Source organism: Haloferax sp. s1 (assembly GCF_058382125.1).
The window spans coordinates 1-24,042 of record NZ_JBZRPK010000730.1 but is presented as its reverse complement, the minus strand read 5'-3'; the positions used below and the strand labels follow the sequence as shown (position 1 = coordinate 24,042).

Annotated in this window: 24 protein-coding genes and 2 tRNA genes; 14 read left to right on the top strand and 12 right to left on the bottom strand. The window is 59.2% G+C overall.

Annotated features, from left to right (window positions below; genetic code table 11):
* Nucleotides 1-16 precede the first annotated feature (16 nt).
* Nucleotides 17-1,216 (top strand): outer membrane protein assembly factor BamB family protein, encoded by a 1,200-nt coding sequence (locus tag QT222_RS22400; protein WP_491478421.1) that lies wholly within the window; start codon nt 17-19, stop codon nt 1,214-1,216.
* A 94-nt stretch (nt 1,217-1,310) separates the two neighbouring features.
* Here QT222_RS22400 and QT222_RS22395 read toward each other — a convergent pair whose 3' ends face one another.
* The gene (locus tag QT222_RS22395) at nt 1,311-1,532 is read right to left on the bottom strand and encodes a DUF7564 family protein (RefSeq protein ID WP_491478420.1); all 222 of its coding nucleotides are present in this window, start codon (nt 1,530-1,532) and stop codon (nt 1,311-1,313) included.
* Between the two features lie 144 nt (nt 1,533-1,676).
* Here QT222_RS22395 and QT222_RS22390 point away from each other — a divergent pair, with 144 nt between their 5' ends.
* Entirely contained in the window at nt 1,677-2,333 is a 657-nt protein-coding gene (locus QT222_RS22390; RefSeq protein WP_004057856.1) for a DUF309 domain-containing protein, read from the top strand.
* 13 nt (nt 2,334-2,346) lie between these two features.
* On the opposite strand, the gene azf is transcribed toward QT222_RS22390, so the two are convergent.
* Nucleotides 2,347-3,135: an NAD-dependent glucose-6-phosphate dehydrogenase gene (gene azf / locus QT222_RS22385; RefSeq protein WP_491478419.1), complete on the bottom strand. Its 789-nt coding sequence runs from the start codon at nt 3,133-3,135 to the stop codon at nt 2,347-2,349.
* 102 nt (nt 3,136-3,237) lie between these two features.
* On the opposite strand from azf, the gene QT222_RS22380 reads away from it, so the two are divergent.
* The 3 genes from QT222_RS22380 (at nt 3,238) to QT222_RS22370 (ending at nt 4,593) form a co-directional block, all read left to right on the top strand.
* Nucleotides 3,238-3,579: a dihydroneopterin aldolase family protein gene (locus QT222_RS22380; protein ID WP_491478418.1), complete on the top strand. Its 342-nt coding sequence runs from the start codon at nt 3,238-3,240 to the stop codon at nt 3,577-3,579.
* A complete protein-coding gene (locus QT222_RS22375; protein ID WP_491478427.1) occupies nt 3,576-4,046 on the top strand; it encodes an NUDIX domain-containing protein in 471 nt (156 codons plus the stop codon). The genes QT222_RS22380 and QT222_RS22375 overlap by 4 nt, the downstream gene beginning before the upstream one ends.
* A gap of 88 nt (nt 4,047-4,134) precedes the next feature.
* Nucleotides 4,135-4,593, top strand: a complete 459-nt coding sequence (locus QT222_RS22370; protein WP_491478417.1) for a DUF5790 family protein — start codon at nt 4,135-4,137, stop codon at nt 4,591-4,593.
* A 10-nt stretch (nt 4,594-4,603) separates the two neighbouring features.
* Here the strand turns inward: QT222_RS22370 and QT222_RS22365 are convergent, their stop codons facing one another.
* The 5 genes from QT222_RS22365 to QT222_RS22345 form a co-directional block, all read right to left on the bottom strand.
* The gene (locus QT222_RS22365; protein WP_004057866.1) at nt 4,604-5,326 is read right to left on the bottom strand and encodes a creatininase family protein; all 723 of its coding nucleotides are present in this window, start codon (nt 5,324-5,326) and stop codon (nt 4,604-4,606) included.
* A 101-nt stretch (nt 5,327-5,427) separates the two neighbouring features.
* Nucleotides 5,428-7,365 (bottom strand): ABC transporter ATP-binding protein, encoded by a 1,938-nt coding sequence (locus QT222_RS22360; protein WP_491478416.1) that lies wholly within the window; start codon nt 7,363-7,365, stop codon nt 5,428-5,430.
* Nucleotides 7,366-7,470: 105 nt separating this feature from the next.
* A complete protein-coding gene (locus QT222_RS22355) occupies nt 7,471-7,740 on the bottom strand; it encodes a DUF7538 family protein (protein WP_004057873.1) in 270 nt (89 codons plus the stop codon).
* Nucleotides 7,741-7,829: 89 nt separating this feature from the next.
* Nucleotides 7,830-8,546: a NosD domain-containing protein gene (locus QT222_RS22350; protein ID WP_491478426.1), complete on the bottom strand. Its 717-nt coding sequence runs from the start codon at nt 8,544-8,546 to the stop codon at nt 7,830-7,832.
* Between the two features lie 368 nt (nt 8,547-8,914).
* Nucleotides 8,915-9,412 carry a DUF192 domain-containing protein gene (locus tag QT222_RS22345; protein ID WP_004057878.1) on the bottom strand — a complete coding sequence of 166 codons (498 nt, stop codon included), beginning with the start codon at nt 9,410-9,412 and terminating at the stop codon, nt 8,915-8,917.
* 93 nt (nt 9,413-9,505) lie between these two features.
* On the opposite strand from QT222_RS22345, the gene QT222_RS22340 reads away from it, so the two are divergent.
* From QT222_RS22340 to QT222_RS22320, 5 genes are all read left to right on the top strand, one after another.
* Nucleotides 9,506-9,579: transfer RNA gene (locus QT222_RS22340), tRNA-Val, on the top strand.
* Between the two features lie 378 nt (nt 9,580-9,957).
* Nucleotides 9,958-10,356, top strand: a complete 399-nt coding sequence (locus QT222_RS22335; RefSeq protein WP_491478415.1) for a VanZ family protein — start codon at nt 9,958-9,960, stop codon at nt 10,354-10,356.
* 45 nt (nt 10,357-10,401) lie between these two features.
* Nucleotides 10,402-11,070: a hypothetical protein gene (locus tag QT222_RS22330; RefSeq protein WP_491478414.1), complete on the top strand. Its 669-nt coding sequence runs from the start codon at nt 10,402-10,404 to the stop codon at nt 11,068-11,070.
* A gap of 61 nt (nt 11,071-11,131) precedes the next feature.
* Nucleotides 11,132-11,205, top strand: a tRNA-Phe gene (locus QT222_RS22325).
* A 714-nt stretch (nt 11,206-11,919) separates the two neighbouring features.
* Nucleotides 11,920-13,800, top strand: coding sequence for a hypothetical protein (locus QT222_RS22320; RefSeq protein ID WP_491478413.1), 1,881 nt, complete (start codon nt 11,920-11,922; stop codon nt 13,798-13,800).
* 251 nt (nt 13,801-14,051) lie between these two features.
* Here QT222_RS22320 and QT222_RS22315 read toward each other — a convergent pair whose 3' ends face one another.
* The 4 genes from QT222_RS22315 to QT222_RS22300 all read right to left on the bottom strand — a co-directional run bounded on the left by QT222_RS22315 (nt 14,052) and on the right by QT222_RS22300 (nt 18,617).
* Nucleotides 14,052-16,433 carry a S8 family peptidase gene (locus tag QT222_RS22315; protein WP_491478412.1) on the bottom strand — a complete coding sequence of 794 codons (2,382 nt, stop codon included), beginning with the start codon at nt 16,431-16,433 and terminating at the stop codon, nt 14,052-14,054.
* Nucleotides 16,434-16,779: 346 nt separating this feature from the next.
* Entirely contained in the window at nt 16,780-17,442 is a 663-nt protein-coding gene (locus QT222_RS22310) for a hypothetical protein (protein ID WP_491478411.1), read from the bottom strand.
* A gap of 32 nt (nt 17,443-17,474) precedes the next feature.
* Nucleotides 17,475-18,011, bottom strand: a complete 537-nt coding sequence (locus QT222_RS22305) for a signal peptidase I (RefSeq protein ID WP_004057899.1) — start codon at nt 18,009-18,011, stop codon at nt 17,475-17,477.
* A 12-nt stretch (nt 18,012-18,023) separates the two neighbouring features.
* Nucleotides 18,024-18,617, bottom strand: a complete 594-nt coding sequence (locus QT222_RS22300) for a DUF7344 domain-containing protein (protein ID WP_491478410.1) — start codon at nt 18,615-18,617, stop codon at nt 18,024-18,026.
* A 1,009-nt stretch (nt 18,618-19,626) separates the two neighbouring features.
* On the opposite strand from QT222_RS22300, the gene QT222_RS22295 reads away from it, so the two are divergent.
* On the top strand, nt 19,627-20,811 hold the full coding sequence (locus tag QT222_RS22295; protein WP_491478409.1) for a hypothetical protein: 1,185 nt from the start codon (nt 19,627-19,629) through the stop codon (nt 20,809-20,811).
* A 133-nt stretch (nt 20,812-20,944) separates the two neighbouring features.
* Here QT222_RS22295 and QT222_RS22290 read toward each other — a convergent pair whose 3' ends face one another.
* Nucleotides 20,945-22,321, bottom strand: a complete 1,377-nt coding sequence (locus QT222_RS22290) for a sulfatase family protein (RefSeq protein WP_491478408.1) — start codon at nt 22,319-22,321, stop codon at nt 20,945-20,947.
* Nucleotides 22,322-22,495: 174 nt separating this feature from the next.
* Between QT222_RS22290 and QT222_RS22285 the strand changes: the two genes are divergently transcribed.
* The 3 genes from QT222_RS22285 to QT222_RS22275 all read left to right on the top strand — a co-directional run bounded on the left by QT222_RS22285 (nt 22,496) and on the right by QT222_RS22275 (nt 23,938).
* Nucleotides 22,496-22,690, top strand: coding sequence for a cold-shock protein (locus tag QT222_RS22285; protein WP_004057907.1), 195 nt, complete (start codon nt 22,496-22,498; stop codon nt 22,688-22,690).
* 162 nt (nt 22,691-22,852) lie between these two features.
* On the top strand, nt 22,853-23,047 hold the full coding sequence (locus QT222_RS22280) for a cold-shock protein (protein WP_004057909.1): 195 nt from the start codon (nt 22,853-22,855) through the stop codon (nt 23,045-23,047).
* Nucleotides 23,048-23,212: 165 nt separating this feature from the next.
* Entirely contained in the window at nt 23,213-23,938 is a 726-nt protein-coding gene (locus QT222_RS22275) for a DUF2270 domain-containing protein (protein WP_491478407.1), read from the top strand.
* The last annotated feature ends 104 nt before the right edge of the window (nt 23,939-24,042 follow it).

Genomic DNA, 24,042 nt, shown 5'->3' with positions numbered 1-24,042 from the left:
TGTGTAGTCTCGAACGATGCCCTCCAGACGCGAACTTCTCTGCGGCCTCGGCGGGGTGGCACTCACCGGAACCGCTGGCTGCCTCGATTTCGGCGAATCGCGGTTCTCGCCCGGGTCCGATGCGACGACCGACTGGCCGATGCCCCGACACGACCCCGAAAACACGGCGTTCGCACGCGATGCCGAAGCGCCGCGGACGGGTGTAAAAGAACGATGGTCCGGCATGCCCGACTCCGATGTCCGAACCCCCGCCGTCGTCGACGGCACAGTCTTCGCCCCCGCTCCCGAAGGACTGGTCGCCCTCGACGGAGCGTCGGGAGACGAACTGTGGCGATTCGCGCCAACAGAACTGCCGTGGGCAAGAGCGCCCATCGTCCACGATGGCACCGTCTACGTCACAATACCTACTGACGGTCTCTACGCCATCGACGCGAAGACGGGGGAAGAACAGTGGTCGCTCACCGAGGATATTGGCCGCTGTAGACCACATCTGTTGGCTGGTAGGCTCGTAGAGAATCCGCTCGTCCTCATCGGCGATGAGAGGGGAGTCACCCATGCGCTCGACCCCGCGAACGGCGAGGAGCGATGGCAAATAGATCTCTTTGGTTCGATCAGAACAATGGCGTCCCGCTTTCCCACGCTGCTTACCGGCACCGGCGGCGGGGACCTCTCCGCGTACTACTCGCAAGGCGGAACTGACACACCGCAGGAGCTCTGGCGTCGAAAGGTGGGCAGTCGGGTTGAGTCGATAGTCCCGACGGACAACGGCATCGTCGTCGGCACGTTTGACGGTCCGCTTAGAAACCTCCGGGATGGAACTCATGCCGGGACCACTGACTGGACCGCAGAAAGGGAACACGCCCGCTCACCGCCGGTGCATGCCGGGTCGTGGATCTACAGCACCGGGTGGGAGTCACTTTCCTCACTTCGCGTGTACGACAAAAACCTCCACTGGCGCGTCGGCGGAAACTTCGGGAACGTCGGGCCCGTCGCCGCGGGAGACACACTCTACGTACCGGGGGACGACAAGGTCCATGCGTTCGATCTTTCGGGAGGGACTGGCGGAGGGCGGTTTACCTTCGATGCGAAGCGGTGGTCGTATCCCGTCGAGAACAGCGGTATCCAGGGACTCGCTGTCGCTGACGGTGCGCTGTTCGTCGCCTGTGAGGCGCACGAAAAGAATCAGGCGGGGCTGCTCTGCCTCGAACCGAAGTGATTCACGACCCCAGTTAGTGCAATCCTAACGCCGATTCTCGCGCAAAAGACGGAGCACCCACTACCGGACAGTCACACGCACAAAAGTAGGGAACTCACTCCTCGTCGTATGGCGGTTCGGGTTCTTCGGTCCCCTCGTCAGCATCACGTCGACGGGCAGGCGACGTACGGGTGCTCTGAGAGTGGGCACGAGGAGCGTCCTCGGTCCGTGGTCCCGCAGACCAATCACCATGGCAGTCCTGGCAGTAGTTGCCTTTGTACGTCCCGGAGAACAGATACTGTTCACCGCACCGAATACAGACTGGGGATTGGGTCATTGTTCGACACCTCGGTCGAGGAATTCGAGGTCGTTCATGTGCTATCATACCACATACGTTCTGAACACGGATAAGTATGTCCGCTCTACGCAGGGGAGAACCGTCGTGCGCGGAATCTTTACTCGTCGACGATAAACCACGAACATGGACGATTCGCTTCGCGCCGGCATCGCTATCTACAACGCGGGCGCGTATCGAGCAGCACACGGTGCGTGGGAGTCAACGTGGTTGACCCTCGAAAACGGAAGCGACGACGAGCGGTTTCTCCATGGACTCATCCAGTTCACCGCGGCGGTCCACCACGTCCACGACGGAAACGACTCCGGAGCGGTGGGACTCGCACGGAGCGCACAGCGGTATCTCGACGGTCTCGACGACGACTACCGCAGCGTGAGCCTCGGGGGTGTTCGGTCGTATCTCGCCCGTCTCGAAGCCGACTCGGGTGCAGATGCTGAGAGCAACGGAGGTGCTGACGGCGACAGGGACGCAATTCGTGAGGACCCACCCGAACTTCGGTTCGACGGTCGAGTCGTCACCTACGATGACCTCGATTTCGAGGCCGTCGTCGTCGCCGCCGAAACGCTCGCAGAAGAGTTAGATGAGTACGACGAGACCGTCGTGTCCGATGCAGTCGAGTACGCCCGCAAGGAGGTCGAAGACGGGACACAGACGCAGTTCACCGCGATGGTGTTCGACTTCGTGCAGAACGAGACACAGCGTGGACTCGTCTTTCAGCGGATGAAAGAACACGTCAGACGGAAACGCCGACGCAAAGACGACGTGGCCGGTCTCTTCGACTAGCCTGACGCCCGAATCAGGCTTCGTCCAGCGGTTCGCCCTCGAAGGTGAACTCGGCGGAGTTGTCGGTGGGGTCGTAGCCGAGGACTTCACGGGCGCGGTCGATGGAGTAGTATTTACGGTCGTTGTCGGAGATGCCGTAGACGATTTCGTAGTCGTAGTCGGCCTCGATGCAGCACTCGAAGAGGTGCCCACAATCGCGGTACGAGAGCCACATCGCCTGCCCGCGTTCGTACTCTTTCGGCGGGTGGTGTTGGGTCAGGTTTCCGATTCGGACGTTCACGACCGAGAGGTCGTGGTGGTCGTGGTAGTATCGGCCGAGCGTCTCGCCGGTGGCCTTACTCACACCGTAGAGGTTGCTCGGACGCGGGAGTTCGGTCCCGTCGAGTCGGAACTCGTGGTTAGTACGGTACATCTCCGGAGTACGTTCGTCGGTTTCGTACGCGCCGACGGCGTGGTTAGAAGAGGCGAACACGAACTTCTCGACGCCCGCGTCGACAGCCGCGTCGAACATCTTCTGTGTGCCGTCGATGTTGTTTCGGAGAACGCTATCCCACGGTGCCTCGGGACGCGGGTCACCGGCAAGGTGGATGCCCGCGTGTACGCCGTCCATCGCGTTTCGCACGGCAGTTTCGTCGGTGACATCTGCAACGTACACGTCCGTAGAGTCAACTGACGCAGGAATCTTTTCGTCAGACAGTGGCTCGCGGTCCAGCAGCCGCCAGTCGTAGGCTTCGCCGATGTGCCCTAATATCGCCTGGCCGACGCGCCCGCCAGCCCCCGTCAGCAAAACCGGCTGGTCCATTCGATTCTAGGTCCGCTAAGGGAGATTAAGTAAGGTCCGGTTCGTGCCCGTTGGAAGCCTCACGACCGGCGAACTTTAACCCCGAGCGACACATCTCTCGCTATGGTTACAGACCCGCAAACGGCCTGCTTCGAGGCGGGCATCAAGTTCGGGACGCTCTATCACCAGTTCGCCGGGACGCCGGTTTCGCCTGAAAGCGCCCGCAGTCTCGAACGAGCAATGGAGGAATCTATCGAGAACCAACCCTACTGCGAGTCGGTTTCGGTCGACATCCTCGGCGACGCGCTCGAAGCCGAACTCGCCGAGTCGGCGGCCGATTACACCGAGCTTACGGGTCGGTTCATGGAAGTCGAGATGCGTATCGGGTACGAAGGCGTGACCGTCAAGACGAGAATGGAGATGGAAGACGGCTATCCGCTGATGAAACTCGTGTCGGTCGAATAATGAGTCCGCGAATCGCCGCTCGCGGGCTTCTCGTCCGCGACGGCGAACTCCTCGTGATTCGGTACCGAACCGACGGCGAGGACTGGTACGCCGCGCCTGGCGGCGGGCAGAAACGCGGCGAATCGCTCGCGGAGACAGTCCGCCGCGAGGTCTACGAGGAGACCGGCTACGAGGTCGCCGTCGGGTCACTCGCGTTCGTCAGGGACTTCGTCCCCTCGACGCACTACGAGGACAGAAGCGACGGTGGTCACCAGGTCGAGCACTTCTTCTGGTGCGAACAGGTGACCGACGAACCGGACGACCCGGCGGAGCGAGACTCGGTCCAAGTCGGCGTGGCGTGGCTCCCGCTCGATTCGCTCGGCGACGTTCGGTTCTTCCCCGGCCCGCTCGGTGACCTCCTTCGGGACGGCGTTCGCGAGGGCACAAACGACGCTCGCGGTGCGTGCTACCTCGGCGACGTGGACTGAGAAATCGGCCGCGACCGCAACCGAGTCACCCGATTTCACTTTCACTTTCGGGGTCGTTTTTAAACCCCCACGTGCCGAATGTGCTGTCATGAGTCAAAGCACGCTCGGCGACGACGACCTGTTCGGAGAGGCAGCAGAAGAGATGCGCGCCGACGCTGAGGAACACCTCAACGAGGCCCGGTCGGCGCTGCCCGACGCGGACGACGTGTGGGACGCAGACGCGAACAACGTTCTCGGCGTCCTCAACGGACTCCGCTCCTCGCTGGACATCGAAGGCGCGGCCGAACACGTCCGACAGGCCAAGAAGTGGTTCGTCATCGGCCAACGCGCCGAAGCGTTCGACGACCCCGACGACCTCGAAGACGCCATCGAAGAACTCGAAGAACTCATCGAGATGGTCGAAGACGCCCCCGAACTCGTCGGCGAACTCACCAACACGATGCCGCAACTGCGCGGCGCACTCACCGAGGCCGCGGAAGCCGCCGAAAGTGAGGACGACGAGGAAGCCGAGGAAGCCGAGGAAGAAGAGGAAGAAGAGGAAGAGTAGCCACCCGCCCTTAGTTGAGATTTCGTTTCTCGACTGCGGCAAGCAGCGACGCGAGCGCGTCGGCCACGAGCGATTCTAATTCTTCTCCGCGGTCCGCATCACCGTCGGCCGGGTCGCCGACGACGCCGTTGTCTGTGAATTCAGCCGAGTCGTGAGCGAGGTTGACGCCGGAAACCCACTCGCCCCAGCGGTCTGAGCCGCCTTTCTGCGCCTCCTCGATTCGGTCTTCTCGAACCAGTTCGGGGTGCGTGTGCCGGAGCAGTGCTGTTTCGAGAGGGCCGCCGTGGCCCATGTCCGACGAGTGCTCGCCGACGGCGTTGAACCACGTGAATGAGACGGTGTAGGCATCGCCCGCGCGGGAGACGCGTCGACACAGTTCTGCAAGGGCTTCGATGTTGCCGCCGTGGCCGTTGACGACGACGACGCGGTCGAATCCGTGGTGGGCGAGCGATTCGATGGTCTCGCGGACGTACGCGCGGAAGGTATTAGGTGAGACCCAGAGCGTCCCGTCGAAGGCGCGGTGTTCTTCGGCGACACCGACCGGAATCGTCGGGCCGACGAGCACGTCGCCGTCGAACGCCGCCGCGCCCGCTTCGGCGACGGATTCGGCGTTGAGGAAGTCCGTTCCGAGCGGCGCGTGCGGGCCGTGTTGTTCGGTGCTCCCGACCGGTAAGAGTGCGAGGTCGGTGTCGAGGTCGGCGACCTCGGTCCAGGTGGCCTCGGAAAGTCGCATGGCGGGAGAAAGACGGGAGTCGCCTTAGTGGTGGGCGGTCTTCGGGCGGCCTTCGCGTCAGGGTCGTCGGTTAGCCGTCGTCAGTCACCAGTTGACCGTCGTCAGTCGTTGCTGGCGTCGACTTCGGCCTGTCGGCGGGCGGCGCGCTCGACGAACTCGTCCGGGAGTTGGTCGATTTCTCCGGCTTGGACGCCCCAGAGATGGGCGTAGAGACCGTCGTCGGCCAAGAGGTCGTCGTGCGTGCCGCGCTCGACGATGCGCCCGTCTTCGAGGACGACGATTTGCTCGGCGTCCTTGATGGTCGAGAGTCGGTGGGCGATACTGAACGTCGTTCGGTCGGCGGTGAGTTCGTCGAGGGAGCGCTGGATGAGCATCTCGGTCTCGGTGTCCACGTCCGAGGTCGCTTCGTCGAGGACGAGGATATCGGGGTCTTTGAGGATGGCTCGCGCGATAGAGACGCGCTGGCGCTGGCCACCGGAGAGTTTCACGCCGCGCTCGCCGACCTTGGTGTCGTACCCCTCCGGGAGGTTCGAGATGAAGTCGTGGGCCTCGGCGGCTTTCGCGGCCGCAATCACGTCTTCGTCGTCGGCATCGAAGGTCCCGTAAGTAATGTTGTCCCGCACGGTTCCGTAGAACAGGAACGTCTCCTGGCTGACGTAGGCGATGGACTCGCGGAGACTGGAGAGCGTCACGTCGCGCACGTCCTGTCCGTCGATGCTGACGCTTCCCTCGTCGGTGTCGTACATCCGCATCAGAAGTTTGAGAATCGTCGATTTCCCGGCGCCGGTCGGGCCGACGAGCGCGAGGGTCTCACCGCCGCCAACCTCGAAGGAGATGTCTTCGACGATGGTCTCGCCGTCGTCGTAGCCGAAGGTGACGTTGTCGTACCCGACGCGGCCCTCGGAGACGACGAGGTCGGGAGCATCTGGCTGTTCGGCGAGGCGGGCGGGTTCGTCCATCAACCCGAAGATTCGTGCGCTGGAAGCGTGGGCGCGCTGGTACATATTGATAATTTGGCCGAACTGGGCGAGCGGCCAGACGAACTGCTGGGTAAGCAGGATGAAGGTGACGAACTCACCGACTTCGAGGTCGCCGGTGAACGGACCAGGGCCTGCACCGTTGATGACCCACAGGCCGCCCACGATGAACGTGAGCGAAAAACCAATACCCGCGAGGATACGGAGTGCGGGGAAGAACTTGATACGGGTGTTGATGGCCCCCCAGTTGGCGTCGAAGTAGTCCATCGAAACGTCGTCGACGCGGTCGGATTCGTGAGACTCGGCGTTGAACGTCTTGATGACCTGAATACCGCCGAGGTTGTTCTCCAGTCGGGAGTTGAGTTTGCCGACAGAGGAGCGCACATCGGCGTACTTCGGCTGGATGATATTCACGAACTTCCACGTGAACAGGGCGATAAGCGGAACCGGAAGCAGCGCGACCAGCGCCAACTGCCAGTTGTACGAAAGCAGGACGACCGCGATGGCGAGGACCATGACGGAAAGCCGGAAGAAGGCGTTCATCCCGTCGTTGAGGAACCGTTCCAGGCGGTTCACGTCGTTCGAGAGAATGGACATCATCTCGCCGGTCTGTTTGTCGGCGAAGAAGTCCATATTGAGCAGTTGCATCCGGTCGTAGGTGTCGGTCCGGACGGCGTGTTGGATACGCTGGGCGTAGGAGTTCCAGCCCCAGTTTCGAAGCCAGTGGAAGACGGCACCGGCGGTGAAACTGAACACGATAATGCCGACGGCGAGGAAGAACTGGCCGCTTCGCGTCGCGGGCACGAACGGCGCAACCCACGCCTCGGGGAGCACGGGGAATCCGGCCGCGAAGGACTTCTCCTGGCGAATAATCGCGTCGATAGCGAGGCCTAGAATGACCGGTGGAAGCAGGTCTAGTACTCGTGCAGCGATACTCGCGAGGACACCGACGAGGAACTGGAGTATGTTCTCACGACCGTACTCGGAGAACAACCGCCGCATCGGGTTGTCGACCCGTTCCTTCTGATCTTCGAACGGGTCGTCATCTGTCTCAGGAGGCACGACATCGTTTCAGGGGACGAACAAAGTAAAGTGCTCGGGTGGAGTGTGTTCTCCGCCGGTATTGGTTTAGTTCGTGCGCGAAGTACGGCCTAAACAACCGCGGTTTCAGAGCACGCGTCCCTCAACATCTGGTTCGATACCTGCCTCAGTAAGGTCCTGTCGGATACGCTCACGAAGTGGATTCGGGACCGCCTCTCTGCTGACAGGGACTGCTAGCTCACCGTCGCCTTTTACCTTCCAGTAGAGGACGCAATCGGACGGTTCGTAGTACTCGATACTGTACGCGTCGTCCGCCCCGCGGTAATGGACTCGTGCGGCGAAATCTTCCGCATGCCACCCCTGAAGTTCAGCAAGTTCCGAAATCCGTTCTCCCATGTGTCGGTGGTCGGGTTGAGGACATTCGGAACTTTCGTTCTACCGGTCTCGCAAAGAGTTCGAATCATCGCCACTCGGTCGGCTACTGTTCACTCTTCGGGGAGCGTACAGTGCTTGTCATCCGACTGTGGGTGTGACGGTGGTGTTTCGGACTTCGTGTTACCCTCACACTCGACGTTTCGAATGACATTTCCAGTCGAGTCAGGAGAGACGACAACGAGTGGCTCGAACGGCGGCGGCGGCACCAGGAGCGCACAGAAATCATTGCGTTCGATTCGGTTCCTGTCGGAGTCCTCTAATATCGCGCCACGAGCTCCCAGGTCCCCATCGACAACGTTCTTGAGAACGAGATTACGGCCACTCCTCCGGAGAACGAACCCAGCGACCAGTATATCGATCTCGTTCTCCACAAACCGATTCAGTTCGCTATTGACCAGCGTAAAGGCAGGCGCATCGGAGTCAAGAACGTTCGATTTGAATCGGTTTAGGTCACTATTTGTCAGGACAACTACCCGATCTTCACTCAAGAGTTCGCAATCGACGAATCTGTTTTTGTGCGAGTTCGTGAGCGAGACGACAACTGAACTGGTCATCGTACACGATCTAAACGTGTTCTTCTCTGAATTGGTTAGTTCGACCCCCGTACGGTTGGTCGAGTGTAATACGGTGTCGGTCACCACGCACTGACGGCTATTTTCGATAGAGAGGAGTGTATCTGCTTCAGGTTGCCGTACGAGCCGTACATCGATTCGAGAGTCGTCGATAGACACGTGTCGTGCGTCGAGTATCCGAACACCATCTCCCATCGCGAGGTTCGTAATCGAGACGCTGCTTCCCAAAATCGTCGTTAGCCCCCTCACTGTATGTCTGCGTCCATCGACGCGGACTCTGTCGGCGACGATTTCTAAACAGTCAATATCTTCATTGAGGTGATACTGACCGGGTTCGGTAATCCTTACATGCCCCGTGACGGGCTGTGAATCCTCCGAGAGGGTGCCCATCACTGACCCGAGAAACGTGGCACTCCCGAGACTTCTGAGCGCTCCCCGACGGGTGGTTCGTCGTGCCATGGGCCTATGGCATGAAAAGTGACAGCTTCGTAAAGTTATGTGTCGGAAAAGACGCTAATCGTGAACATAACGTCAAAAACATCTGGAACCGGCCCCTCTCGGTTTCAGTCGGCGACGATGCGGTCGCCCACGTCGATTTCGGTTCGGTTCGTGTAGCCGTAGGGGACTTCGAGGACGTACTTCCCGGTGCCGCGGTAGCGGGTCAGGTCCGCCTCGCTCGTCGCCTCGGGTTCGGTTTCGGCGTGGTGAATCCGCGTGATAGTCCCGTTTTCAGCGACGAAGATGATATCCAGTGGGAAGTCCATGTCGCGCATCGCGTAGGCGTAGGTCCCCGTGTTATCGTGGATGAACCACATTCCCTCGTTCGCCCCGAGGGATTCGGCCTCGCTCAATCCGATGTAGCGCTTGGGATAGGTGTCGGCGACGCGGGCGTCGACAGTAGTGAGCGTTTCGCCCGTTTCGGTGTCGACCACGGTGAGTGTGGTCCGCTCGTACTCCGAGGCTGTACCGGGGATAAGCGCTGGATTCGTGAGATAGACCACGCTACCGACGGTGACGAGAACGGCGGCGACGAAGAGGGCAGTCCGTGCGCGGGAGGGCATCACTCGGCATGGAGGGCCGCCGTCCGTCTAAGGGTTCCGGGGGCCGAGCGAAACAAAAACCGTTATGAGCACGACCCGGTTCAATTGGAATACGGGCTCGTGGTCTAGTTGGTTATGACGCGGCCTTTACAAGGCTGAGGTCGGTGGTTCGAATCCGCCCGAGCCCATGTTTCTGCGACGAACGAAGTGAGTCGAGAAATATCTGTGAGGGCGGGTGGAACCTGACGACGAGCGAGGGAAGCCGAGCGAAGTCGGCGTGGTTCGAATCCGCCCGAGCCCATCAGATTTTGTGACGAACCAAACGGTGAGTCACAAATCTGTGTATCGAGGGCGATTCGAATCAGGGAGCAGCTTCGCTGCGACTGAGGTTCGAATCCGCCTGAGCCCACTTCTGTGCGAGCGAGCACGAACTCGTGAACGAGGAAGGAATCGAACCCTGCAAGACGAACGAAGTGAGTCTTGCTCTGGTTCGAATCCGCCCGAGCCCTAAAACACCCAAACATCACACAAACCCTTTTACCCAAATACGAACCCACTCCCCTGTAGTGAGCCACCTCGACAAACTCCGGACCCACCCACAACGAACTCTCGCGGTCTTCGCCTACGTAGCCGTCGTCCTCATCGCATCGGTGATTTCGACACCAGCGGGGGGACTCTCACCCATCGGACCACTGGGACTCGTTGGACTCGACAAGTGGCTCCACGCGGTCGGCTACGCGGGGCTTGGGTTCGCTCTCGCGTTCGCGGTGCGTGCGATACGGCTTCGCGAAGTCGGAGGTGCAATCGCGGTCGCCGGAATCTACGGCCTGTGTATCGAATTCGTGCAGGCCGGTCTTCCGTACCGAACGTTCAGTGTGATGGATATGGGTGCGAACGTCCTCGGGGCGATGCTCGGTGGCGTGCTCTGGTACGTCGTCGTCCACAGGGAGAGACGATGGGGGTAGCGTTATCTCGCCTCCAGACAAAAATCAAGTAAGCAGTGAGGGCACATGGGCACGAGACGAATTATCCGGGTACTCGGTCTCGCGGGGCTAGGAATCGTTAGTACGTACTATCTCGCGATTCGGCCGTGGCACAGACGCTGGGGCACGACCAACGACGAAGCAACGGGGTCACTCCCGGGTGACGACTTTGTCAGCGACTACGACACGTCGTCGACACGGGCGATTACCATTGGAGCACCAGCGCGGGCTGTCTGGCCGTGGCTGGTACAGTTAGGGCAGGGCCGCGGCGGGTTCTACAGTTACGAGCGACTGGAGAACCTCTTCGGCTTGGGGATTGACAATGCGGACCGCATCTTGTCGGAGTACCAGCACCTCGATGTGGGTGACGAGGTTCGACTCGGTCCACCGGGGGCGAATGCGCCGTCGTTCCACGTCGCGCTGGTCGACCCAGGGCGGAGCCTCACTTTGAGCGCGCCGGGGTGGGAGACGGGCGAAAGCCCAGCGGTGTGGACGTTCGCGTTGCACGAAGTCACCCCGAACACGACGAGGCTCATCGTGAGGTTCCGCGGGCGCTCCGAGACACTTCGAGAGCGCGTGGTGAACCGACTTATCATCGAGCCAGTTCAGTTCGCTATGGAGCGAAAGATGCTGAAGGGAGTTCGAGAGCGGGCTGAACGAACGCGTGCGAGTGCAACCGAGGGGCGACGGCGTTGACCCAGCGCCGACGGGCGATTCGAAAGTCTTTTTCCTTCGCTCCGGCTTCGGAAGAGTGCGAGCCGCCTTAGCTCAGACTGGGAGAGCACTCGACTGAAGATCGAGCTGTCCCCGGTTCAAATCCGGGAGGCGGCATTTCTGTGATTTCTAACCGACGAGCGAAGCGAGTCGCGTTGAAATCCAGAATGCGACCCGACCGGATTCTGAACCAGGGAGCGAACGTAGTGAGCGAGTGAGGTTCACGCGAACAGAGTGAGCGTGAGCAGGTGAGACGGAGTCTCACCACGTTCAAATCCGGGAGGCGGCCTCAGTTCCTCGGCTCGACACAAGATCACGTAACACCTTCTGGCGTCGCTATTTTTGACTCGGGCTCAGCTACCGATACCGAGAAGAGCACCAGCACTACGAAGTGGAGGCTGAGTCCTTCCAAAAGTGATCGAACGGCATGGCCCGCCAACGGAGAAGGTCTTGCCATTAGGTTACTGGTACTGACGACGTAAGTCGTCGAATAGAGAGAAAACGGGGGCATATCTGTTCAGACCTCCGTCGTATCCGCTGACTGAACGCGATGTAGTGACAGAAAGTCACTGGTGTGGTAATTGCCCGTTTAGTCGACATAGACGAATACACGTGGTTTCTGAGGCGAGCTATAGCAACCGATACTCGCAGTATATCGGTATCTGAGGGTCTGTATATCAAATATCAGCGGCTCTATAGATATGAGTGATTTCGTTGTACGTTCGGCCACATCCCCGGTGGCCCAACCCGTCCGAAGCGGGCGGGTTCGGTGTCACTCACGCAACGGACGCGTGTCGTTGTTCCGTTGGGTGACTGGGGGACAAGACAACCATGCCAAACGAAGACAACATCAAATTATCGAGACGACGGGTGCTCGGAAGCCTCGGTGTCATCGGTGGTGCCGCCGCGCTCGGCGGAGCCGGTACGATTGCCGGCTTTAGTGACGTGGAAGAGAAAGTCGGCTGGCTCGAAGCCGGGAAGATGGACCTCATGCTGGACTACCGTGCCACGTACAAACCGTGGGAACGGTTCGAGCTGAATCCGGACGACCCGCTCCGGGATGGCGACTACACGAATGGCGAGGCAGTCCCAGTCGATGGAGACGACATGACGTTCGTGGTCGGGCAAGCGCCCGACTACCGCGTGGACGACGACGACAACGACTTCGCTAACGACCCCGCTGTTTCCGCACAGCAATGGGCTGAGCTCACGACGTCGGTGGACCCCTGTGCAATCCAAGATGCGGGGAACGACCCAACCGACCTTCGAAAGTTATTCCCCAACAGTGATTTCGGCGACGTCGACGTCTTCGGTTCGCCGACTGTCGATGATACGTACGAGCCAGGCTTCATCGACGGCTTCCAGGGGATGCAAGTCGACCTCTTGGACATCAAGCCCCTCGACGAGGGTGAATGTACCGTTAGTCTCCACGTCTGTGACAACCCCGCGTTCGTCTGGGCTAGAGTGGATTACCACCCTGACGACGACCGTGCTACCGCCGACGCCGAGAACACCATTATCGAACCCGAAATGCCCCAGGACACCGGCTCAGGTGTCTGGGAGTTCGGCGAACTGGACGACTACATGTGGGTCCAACTCTGGGACGATGCGAACTGTAATAACCAGTTAGACGAGGACGAAGTTGTCCTCTACCAGGGTTCGTTCAGGGGACTTATCGAGGAAATGCGCGACGGCTTCCTGCTGAATCCGTTCCAGTCGATCAGTCTTTCGGGAACCGTCGATAGCACTAACGGTACGATCACCCTCGACAGCAATCAGAAGTTCACCGTGAGCGGGAACCCGCAGTGTCACAACCTTAACGACATCGAGGTGGACGGCACGACCTTCGCCGAAGCGGGGATTACCTTCGAGCCCGCCCACGACCTCGATGAAGACGGGGACAACAGTGACGAGATGCGAATCGAGGATATTCCGGGTGTGGGTAAGACGAAGAACTACCCGCACATTGACGGTAGTGGTGACATCGAAGTCCTTGGTATTGGGATCGACTCTAGCGGGCTTCCCACCACGAACCCGAGCGAAGCGGAAGGTGGCGCAGTTGGCATCCAGTTCACGAGCTCCGGCCCCGTTCGCGCGGTCATCCTCAAAGGCGGTGCACAGGGCGCAAGCGCCTACATCGGAGCGGACGCCGGGACGACAACCGCAGACCTCGATGTCGACGTGGACTACAACGACGTTGGCGATAGCAACGTGTTCGACGACGCCCTTGGCTCTGGCCTCTCCGGTGACCAGAGCATCCTCTACACGGCAGAAAACCCGAATGGCAAGCCCGCCGAAATCAGTAACATGAGCTTCTGTCTGTCCGAGGATGCTGACGGCAATGGGAAACTTCCGCCACAGGAAATTCCGCTGTGTATCGACGACGCCTGCATCGCCTACGAGTGGTTCCTCCCGCAGGAACTCGTGGACGACTCCAACGACCGCGGTGGCACGACCGGGCAGGGCTTCACGCAGCTCCCCTCCGACCGGGAGACTGTCACGCGTGCTGACGGAACCACGGTTGATGTCGTGGACGTTGACGGTGACGGAAACATCACGCTGGCCGACGAAATTGTCAATCGCTTCGGTCTCTCTAGTACCGACGACATCGACATCAACGTGGTGCAGACTGACTCCTTCCACTTCCAAAAAGAGTTTGTCGCCGAGCAGTGCCGCCACCACACTGGTGAGACGCCGACCAACCCGTTCTAACTCAAGAACCGCTCTCTAACCAACCTCTTCCGTTCGACCCACACCGGTCTGACCGTCACCACGGTGGTTCGACTCCGCCGGTGGGTCCTTTTGACCGTAGAACTCAATCCATTCTCGATTACGTAGCCTACCACGGAGAGTGGCCGCTCCGGGTTGCACATTCAATCTCAAAAAATGCTGGTTACCTCCGAGAACCCCTGAGCAGGCGAGACGGCGACAAAGAATGTCCCGGTGATGCTCGGCGGGACGGGTTAGGAACTGACCTGCTTCGTCTGCGTGGCGCTGTAGCCGCTCGCGTCGGTGACGGTCAGGGTGAGGTCGTACGTGGCTTTGCCGACGTGCTTGAACTTGAACTTGTCAGTGCCGGATGCGCTTCCACCGCTCACGCTCGTCCGTGCGGAGTCGACAAGGCTACCGGAGGAGTCGAACACCTCGACGAGAACCGAGTCAAGGTCACCGTCAGCGTCGGAGACGCTCCACTTGGCCGTGATTTCGGCGTGTGGGTTCGGCGAGCCAGCCTCAGTCACGCTGTAGCTGTCGATAGCCGGGGCGTTACCGCCCGAGCTACTGTCGGTCGTAAACGTGATCGTGCTCCCGGTGTCGGTGTCGCCGTCGCTGGCGTCCGCGACGGCGCAGAATTCGTAGTCGGTACCGCTGGAGAGTCCCGAAATCGACTCGCTGTACGAACCGGTCGAAGAGAGCGTCTGCGCGCTCGTCTCCGTCCACGTGCTGGTCCCGCTCTCGCGGTACTTGAAGGCACAGTCCGCCGAGGATGCTCCGCCGAGGTCGGTCAGGTCACCGTTGAGCGTGACCGAAGAGGTGCCGACGCTCGACTCCTGGTCGGTGGCGACGGCGACGCTCGTGTCGCTAGTCGAGGTGGTGAACGAGACCGAACTTCCGGTGTCAGTGTCACCGTCGCTGGCGTCAGTAATCGCGCGGTACTCGTAGTCGATGCCCGTGGAGAGGCCGGAGATGTCCTGACTGAACGAACCCGTCGAGGAGAGCGTCTGAACGCTTGTGGTCGACCACGAACTCGTTCCACTTTCGCGATACTCGAAGTAGCAGTCGGCCGACGACGCGTTGCCGAGGTCGGTGAGGCTACCATTGAGCGTCGCCGAGGAGTCCGCGACGTTGGTCGGCGAGTCCGTCGTGACTGCGGGCGGGTCGTCGGTCGTGGTGAACGTCACCGAACTCCCGGTGTCGGTGTCGCCGTCGCTGGCGTCCGCGACCGCCCGATACTCGTAGTCGACGCCGTCCTCGAGTCCGGAGACGGATTGACTGAACGTGCCTGTCGAGGAGAGCGTCTGGGTGCTCGTCGTCGACCACGTACTCGTTCCGGTCTCGCGGTACTCGAAGTAGCAGTCGGCGGAAGACGCCCCACCGAGGTCGGTTAGGCTGCCGTTAAACGTGACAGAGGTCTCTCCGACACTGCTGGCGCCGTCGGTCGAAACGGCGACGTTCGTATCGCCCCCGCCACCGCCATCAGACGCGGCGTTGGCAGCCGCCTCGGCATCGACGAGGCCGTAACCCTGCGCGTCGCTCGACAGCCCGATGTCTTCGGCGGTATCCTGGAGTATCTGCCGCGCCTCCGTGTTCGAGTGACCGTGAGCCATCACCAGTCCACCTACGCCCGAGACGTGCGGGCAGGCCATCGACGTACCCGACTTAGTGCTGTAGCCGCCGGGAACCGTCGAGTAGATGTAGGTGCCGGGTGCGGCGAGTTCGACCTCGTCGCCGGTCGAGGAGTACGAGGCGATCGAGTCGTCGCTGTTCGTCGCGCTGACAGCGACGACTGTCGAGTACGCCGCAGGATACCGGACGCAGCCACTACATCCGTCGTTACCGGCCGCGGCCACCAGCAAGACGCCCTTGTCGTAGGCGTACTGGCAGGCGTCCTGAAGTGTCGAGTAGCTGTCGGACGCGCCGAGACTCATGCTGCCGACGTCGTACCCTTGGTCGGCAGTCCACTGGATTCCGTCGGCGAGTCCGGAGACACTCGCGTAGCCGTCGTCACCAATTACCTTGACTGCGTGGAGCGTCGCCTCGGTGCTACCTCCGACGACACCCTCAGTGTTGTCAACAGCGCCAGCGATACCCACACAATGTGTCCCGTGGCTGTTGTCGTCGTCCCACGGTTCGTCACAGCCTGAGCAGGTTTCGACTGCGTACCCCGTCCCGAGGTTCGCTTGCAGGTCGGGGTGGTCGCTGTCTATTCCGGAGTCGATGATAGCGATGTCGGCTCCTTGGCCCGTCTCCCCATTAGAGTGGGCGACGTCCGCGTCGATGCGGTCGACGCCCCACGGGAGCGACTCGCCGATGGCCTCGACTTGTCCGTCGGGTTCGACATATCGAACGCCCGCGTGGTTCCGCAGTGCGTCAAGCGCCTCCGGCGGGAACCGGCCGACGACCGCCTGCCCGATGTCGCCGAAGTCCAATTCGTTGACGACCTCCTTCGCGCGCCCTCGCGCTGCACGCTTACCACGTTTGGATTTCGTTCCGATGATGTGCCGTTCGGCCGAACCGTCTGCGGGTTTTTTTGCTATTGCTTCATTCGAAATCAACGCCCCGGAAACCCCGACACCGATACCCTGGAGGATTCTCCGTCTGGTTAGCGTATTATCTATCAGGCTCATTTACTATGTGGTTCTATTACGCGGATTAACGGGACATAAATCCATCCAATTATCCACTATATTAGTGGAATATTTTCATATGCTAGCCGTTAAGTCTTATATTAGACATATTCTGATATTCCTGTCTTTAAATTTTAAATATACTTAGTCTCCAGTATTTGACAGAGAATGTACGAGTATGATTCGACCGAGGAGAGCCAAAGAGTGGTTAAACAATCCTGTGGGGAGTAATACAAAGGTGTTAGAATTCATTGATAATTGAACTATTAACGTGGGGGGTAGTCCCTTGTCTCGCTCCAGGTTCGGAGTGAAACGGGAGATTAAAACTGCGTACCGGTGAATAGGATTACTCCGCGTACTGTATCGTATTGTTTCTCGAGACGCTCACATCGCGCCAAGAGTCGTTGACCCCCGCTTGGACGGTTACGGTATAGTCGAGTCCGTCCCCGCTGTCAACGCTGCTGTGGTAGCTCGTGTTGCCACGGAGCGCGATAGTGAGATTAGTTGAGTCAGCCGGTGTGAAGCCGTCTAGCCCGTCGAGGTCGGCCTTGGAGGCGTCGTGGAGGTCGACAATGCCGTTCCCGTTCGTATCAGTTATCCGTGACCCAGTGAGGTCCGTCCCGTTGTACTCGAACCGAACGACTTCGAGCGTCTTTGCCGTCGCATTGCCGTCGTTCGTCGACTCGGATTCGGTGTCGTTCTGGTGGTACGAGACGTTGAGATTCACGTAGCTGGCGGTGGACGACGCTTCGATGAGTCCGAGTTGCAGCGTATTGGTAACCTCACCAGTGGCGTTCGTGGGGTGGGAATAGTCATCCCAAGTATCCTCAACATTGGTAGCATCGTTCTGGTCGGTAGTGCTGTCTGCCGTCGCCGGGCCAACCTCTGAGAGTTGCACATCGAACGACCCTGCGCCGAGTTGTGCGTCGAGTTCCTCAGTGTCGATGAAACCAGCCAACGTCCATCCACCCGCGAACGACGCGGTGAACACGACGATGGCGGCAAGCACCAGAAGTATTGTCCTCGGAGAGGGTGCCAGCGTCATCGTTCACCGCCCCGGCTCTTCCGGACGGCACTGATAAGCATCCAAACCTCGGAACCGATGAGAAGCACTGTCGGAACGAGGATGAGGACGACGATACCTGTCGTCGTGTTTGCGAATAGCGTCACGTGCCCAGCGTACGGGATAGTCATCATCACGCGCCCGACGACTGTGTCAGCGGAGACGAGTCGCTGGTCTGGGTCCTCGTTAGCGTCCCCTTTTGTCCGAAAGTACCGGCCGTCTTCCCGTTCGACGACCTCGACGACACGGTGGGTCTGTCGCTGGACGTCACTCCGGCCGGAATCTAATTCGTAGGTGATGACATCGCCGGTTTCGATAGTCGACGCTGGCACGTCGCGTACGATGATGACGTCTCCCGAACTAATCGCCGGTTGCATACTGCCCGTCAACACGGTGTAGCTCTGATCCGCACCGACGAGTTGGGGGACAGCCGTAACGGCAAACGGGAGGACGAGTGCGAGCAGTACCACGACACAGAGGGTGTTGAACAGCGTTTGTTTCGAAGGAACTTTCATCTGAGTCACCTTTCAGGCTGGGGGTTGGCCCTCCCGACCGAGGCGCATCTCGCGGTCGCTGGCAGCGTGGACGAGGGCAGAAACGCTGAACAGAAGTGTGACGATGACAGCACACCCCAGACTGGGGATGAGGCTGAACGGAGGCAGTCCAATCCAGTTCGCGAACACGAACCCGTGACTGAATACCCCGAGACCGGCGTAGTACTTGCTCCAGGAAATCGAATTGTGTGGGACGATGTCGAGATACACTTCGAGCGCTGATGCGTCGTCTGTGGGTTCGATTACTCCCCGTTTCTCGTCGAATATGACGACGTTGTTGTCCACCATCTTCGGCAGATGTGCTTGCCTGAGCGCAGTGTATACGCGCATCCGCTCCTTGTATGTTACCAAGTCGCATCTCGTGTTGTTCTCCCACGCAGCGATCTGCGTCGAGAGCTCTTTGAGTGTGACCGGCTGTTCCTGTTGAAAGAGATAGTGTAACACGTGGCGGCGGCGCTCCGAGCTGAGTGTCTCGAAGACAGTTTCCTGTGTCAATTCTTCCGTCGGTTCGGAGGGCCCGACTGACTCAGCTGCCCAGTCCGCTACTTTCTCGACAGACATAGTCATCTAAAGCCCCGCTGGTAGCTACGCGAAGCTCTCGTTCTACTCGTCTGGTCTGACGAGAAACGACAGGGTCCGCACTCTGTTCGCGTGATTCGACGGTGCTGAATCATTACGAGAACCCAGACCGTACATAGTCATTGTAAGTATTGTAGTACCGCCGCGTTAGACCTTAATTGAATTTAGAATACGAACTAGCTGAGTTAGTTAGTACAATTGTATTAAAATGATGGGGAAGCGCCATAACAGAGTTGACCAACCGTGATTACGACGGGGTGTGCTTCTCTGACACGTTTACAATCGGCCGAAGCCCTTTCATCGGAGCTTGGCGTCGAGACCCATCGATACCGACCCGGTATTACCGTATTTGCAGTAGCCGATAATCAATAATTGTCTGATAACCATAACGAGCCGTCCTTAATCCGATACTACTGCTTTTGGACACACTGTTGCAGACGCTGGTGTGACTGCCTATCCACGGAGTATGGAAGTGTTCGAGCTGACCGCTCACCTCTACAGAGGTGCGATAGCCGTACCAGTAAGAAGAGACCATGCCACCAACGGAAGGCTGTGCCAGAACGGGAGGAATCGCGTCTCTGGGGTCACATTTCTCGGAGGATAGTAGCGAAACACGGCAACTGAACCCGTGCCACGTCACCAAAGTAACTCGGCGGCGAGAAGTACCCCGATTTCGGGATGAGTCCAGTGTATACCGAAGACGACTCGCCATTGATTTTGCCAGCGGTCTCAGCAACTGTAACTCGCTTCGATGTTGCCGGGGATTCTCAAACTTCTTAATGAGATAGATTCATCTCTGAAATTTTGTAAGCTACACATAACAATACGTCTAATTTGCTAATTTGGACTAATGAAAAGAACCTCAGACCAACGCAGCACTTGGCCGTTACACAGACGGTCTGCGCTCAAGTTGACTGGCGGGGTTCTCCTCGCGAGTATGCTCGGTAGCCAGGCCGGAGCAACGCACACAAAGACAGGAACACACCGGGAATACCGTGTGAAACAGGGCGACCGTGAATTCGAAATCGGCCTGCTCGCGGGTGACACGCCCGTGAAGGAACTCTACGACCTCCGGATTCCGGACTGGTATAGTGGCGACAATGGGGCGACGGACCCCGGGGAAGGGCCATACTACGAATCGCTCGGTCTGGGATACCTGCTGGAAGAACCGTCGACGGTGCTGTTTCTCTACGACGGGCCGGATGGGCTCAGTCTCGTCGCGCTCCACGGCGGGTCCAGTGACGGTGGGTCTGTCACGTGGCGGCTCACTGGCGTACCCACCGATGCGGACTGGCTCGTGAAAGACGACCTGTACACCTATCCGGATGGTGAACCGGCTGACTCGAACTACGACCGGTGGAACGTGAGCGGCAGCGACCACGTCATCGACTGGACGTGGCGGGGAGGTCGAACAGACGGCGGCGTTCTCGGCTACCTCTCCGGTGAGTTCGAGATTACCATTCACCCGGCATACAACGCCGCTGCAACGCTCTACGGGCAGTACTACTCTGGAGAGGTCACCACATGGCACGTCCTCTCCGGCGGGTGGGATTCACTGATGCGACAGTCTCTGAACCTCCACGAGACAGTGACGATTACCTGTGAAATCGTCGAAGACTTGGACTCCCCGGAGAGTCCGGAGTCACCAGCGACGCCCGAAGATCCGAAAGATGGAGAAGACGGGGATGGCTCGAAAGACTCCGAGAAAAGAAAAGGCGAGAGAGATAACGACAACGACGACAAGGGCAAAAAGAAGGAGAAGCCGGAGTGGAAAAAGGACCGCGACGAGGCACGCAAAGAGCGGAAAGAAAAGCGCGACGAGTGGCAAGAAAAACGCGACAACGGAGAAGACGACTGGAAGGAAGCCCGCGACGAAGCACGCAAAGAGGCAAAAGAAAAGCGAGACGAGTGGCAGGACAAGCGTGACGAGTGGCAAGAAAAGCGAGACGAAGAAAAAGGCGAGCGCGAGGAGGAGAAAGACGACCGTGACGACAAAGACAGGGAAGACGACGAAGACAACGACGAGGACGACGAAGACAACGACGACGATTCACAACCGCGACGAGGACGAGGAAACGCACGGGGACAGAGGCGTGGCAAGGGACAAGGAAAAGCACGGGGACGGGGACGAAGGAAGGACGACAACGACGAGAGCGATACTGATGACGACGATGACGACTAAGTCGTCGACCAGAACGACCGTATCGATAGACTAGGGCCTAACCAGTCGCTGTTCCCAGATTCCCGCGGAAGACGCGCAAGTAACCGGTCTCACTCTGTTTTCGGAAGTCTGCGGTGCAAGCGTGAAGTGACCTTCAGTCCCGAAGTTCCATGTAGCCGAGTGCTTCCAGTTGCTCGCGGTCCACGTCGTCTTTCGGTGCCCGAGGGGGGTTGACCTCGCGCGTGACGAGATGCTCGGGAATGCGGTCGCGGAGTTCCGCAGCGACTGCCGGGTTGTCGTCGATAACGTTCCGTTGTTCGTCTGGGTCGGTCCGAATGTCGTAGAGTTGATCTCCTGCCTTGCTCGCGATGAGTCTCCATTCGTCGGTGCGGACGGCGACCGCGGGAGCGATCTCGTTGGGTTGCCCCAGCGAAAACACCGTCCGGTCGTCACCCTCGAAGAGATGTGTCCCCTCGAATTCGGGGTCAATCGAATCTGAGAGGTGGAACGACGTAATCGTCGGCGCGAGGTCGAGGAGTTCTCTCGTCTCCGAGATTCGCTCAGGAGCATCGACCGTCGGTGTCTTCACGATAAGCGGCACGTGAGTGAGTTCGTCGTACGGGTAATTCCGATGGAAGAAGGCCCCGTGTTCGCGGAATTCCTCGCCGTGGTCACTCGAAAACAGGACGTTGCACTCGTCCCAGAGACCGAGGTCTTCGAGTCCATCGAATAGTCGGTCGAGGTGTCGCGAACAGTATCGGACGTCGGAGTCGTAGAGGTCGACCAACAACTGTCGCTCCTGTTCGGTGACATCCGCCGGTTGCAACCCGGCTTTCTTCATCAACGCCTTGATTCGGTCCTCTCCGAGCGGTGCATCGAGATACGCTGGGTCGTCATCGTGGACACCATAGGGACGGTGAGCCTCCATATAGTGAATCCAAAGGAAGAAATCCGACTCGGCGTTCGAATCGAGCCACGATAGCGCCTGATCGGTCACTTGTTCGGCGCTTGTGTAGCCCAGATACTGGAATCCGCCGTCTTTGAACAGGGCGTTGTACGGCTTCCGTAACGCATTGTAGAGGCGTTCGCTTCCGTGCTGTTGGAGGAGTTTACTAATCTTCGTCGCCGGACGGTTGATTTGGTGTCGAAGCTCTTCGAGAAGCGTCCGTTCGCTGGTTGCCTTCTCGTGGTACGAATCTCGACCGAGGTCAATCGTCTCACCGAATCGAAAGTCACCATCGACGAGTCCGATTCCGGTCTGTGTTCCTACGACTGCTGTCTTGGTCTCTCCTTCCGCGGAGAGTATCGATGCAATCGTCGGGAACTCGTCCATTGCTTCGTATGCCAGATGGTGCGAGGTCTGGAACGACGGAATCGAGATGCGCGTGTACGGACCGTTCGAAAACGCGTGTTCGAACACTGTGCCCGCCTCGGCCAATCGGTCCACTGCGGGCATCGTGTCTCGCTCGTAACCATACTGTGCGAGATGGTCCGCACGCAGCGAATCGACTGTAACGAGGAGGGTTTGCATTGATTGGGTATTTGTCCATTCAGTGTGACAAAAATCTATCTATAGATTGCCACTTTTCGAGGTGTAAGCCCGTACAAAAGCTGACTTGACTGGGCACCTCGAAGGGTTCATCCGCACACCCCTGACGCCATCTTCAGAAGACTTATGCGCATGAGGTCGTTGGATTCAAAGGCAATGGCGAAAGGTAAGGTTGACTTCTTCAACGACACTGGCGGTTACGGTTTCATCTCTACTGACGACGCGGACGACGACGTGTTCTTCCACATGGAAGATGTTGGCGGCCCGGACCTCGAAGAGGGTCAGGAAATCGAATTCGACATCGAACAGGCCCCTAAGGGCCCGCGCGCGACGAACGTCACCCGCCTCTAAGCAGGTTTCCGTTCATCCGCTGTAACTTCACAGACTGACGAATTTTCTTCCGTTTTTCACCCTCGTGAGCGACTGCGTCGCAGCGAGTTGTTCCAGAAATTTGTGAGTCATTGACACGCATTCGGAAGGATTAACCGTCCGTGGGGACGTTATACAAAGGCAATGGCGAAAGGTAAGGTTGACTTCTTCAACGACACTGGCGGTTACGGTTTCATCTCTACTGACGACGCGGACGACGACGTGTTCTTCCACATGGAAGATGTTGGCGGCCCGGACCTCGAAGAGGGACAGGAAGTGGAGTTCGACATCGAACAGGCCCCTAAGGGCCCGCGCGCGACGAACGTCACGCGCCTGTAATTCGCGAACACAGACGAACCGATTTCTGAGAATTTTTTACACCTCCTGAGCGACGCGTCGGTTCACACCTGCGGCCGCCGCGAGAGGTAGAGCCCGTCAACATCAGGAACCCCTCGAACCCAGAAGGCTCTTATCTCTCCGCAGTTGTGCATCAGATGAACAACAATGTCTGACGACGGGGAGCGTGAGTCGTCGGGAGGCCCGCTCGATTCACATATCGGAGCGGGCGTGTTCGACGAGACGATGGGTCCCGGTTCGTCGTTTGCACACCTCTACCGTGGAGAAATCCACCGCATGAAGTCGTGGCGCGAGCGACTGGACCGTACGAGCAACTGGGCGATTACGTTGATGGCGGGTATCCTGACGTGGTCGTTTTCCGCACAAACGCATCCCCATTACAACATCCTCCTTGGGGTAGTGACGCTGTGTATCTTCCTCGCTATCGAGGCGCGGCGATTCCGCGCGTACGATATCTGGCGCTCTCGGGTGCGGATGTTCCAGCAGAACGTGTTCGCGTACGCGCTCGACCCCGAGGGAGGTGTCGTCGACGAGGACTGGCGGCAGAAACTCGGTGAGGACTACCGCAAACCGAACATGAAGATACCGTTCGAGGAGGCCTTGGCCCATCGTCTTCGGCGGGTGTATCTCCCGCTGTTCCTCGTGATGCTCGCCGCGTGGGTCATCCAACTGACCGCCTACACGGATAGCACGACATTCGTCACCAGCGCTGGAGTCGGGACCATCCCCGGAAACATCGTCGTCGCCTTCGTTGCCGGGTTCTACGCAACGCTCATCGGAATCACGTTCCGACCGAGGGAATGGCACGTCAACGGCGAACTCATCCCGAGCGATGTGACGGGGTGGGAACAACCCGAGTACGCCGATTCGTAGCGCGGGATTTCGAAATGGTTTTTGTGTCCCTGTGCATCTGTCGAGTTGCGCCGCCTTAGCTCAGACTGGGAGAGCACTCGACTGAAGATCGAGCTGTCCCCGGT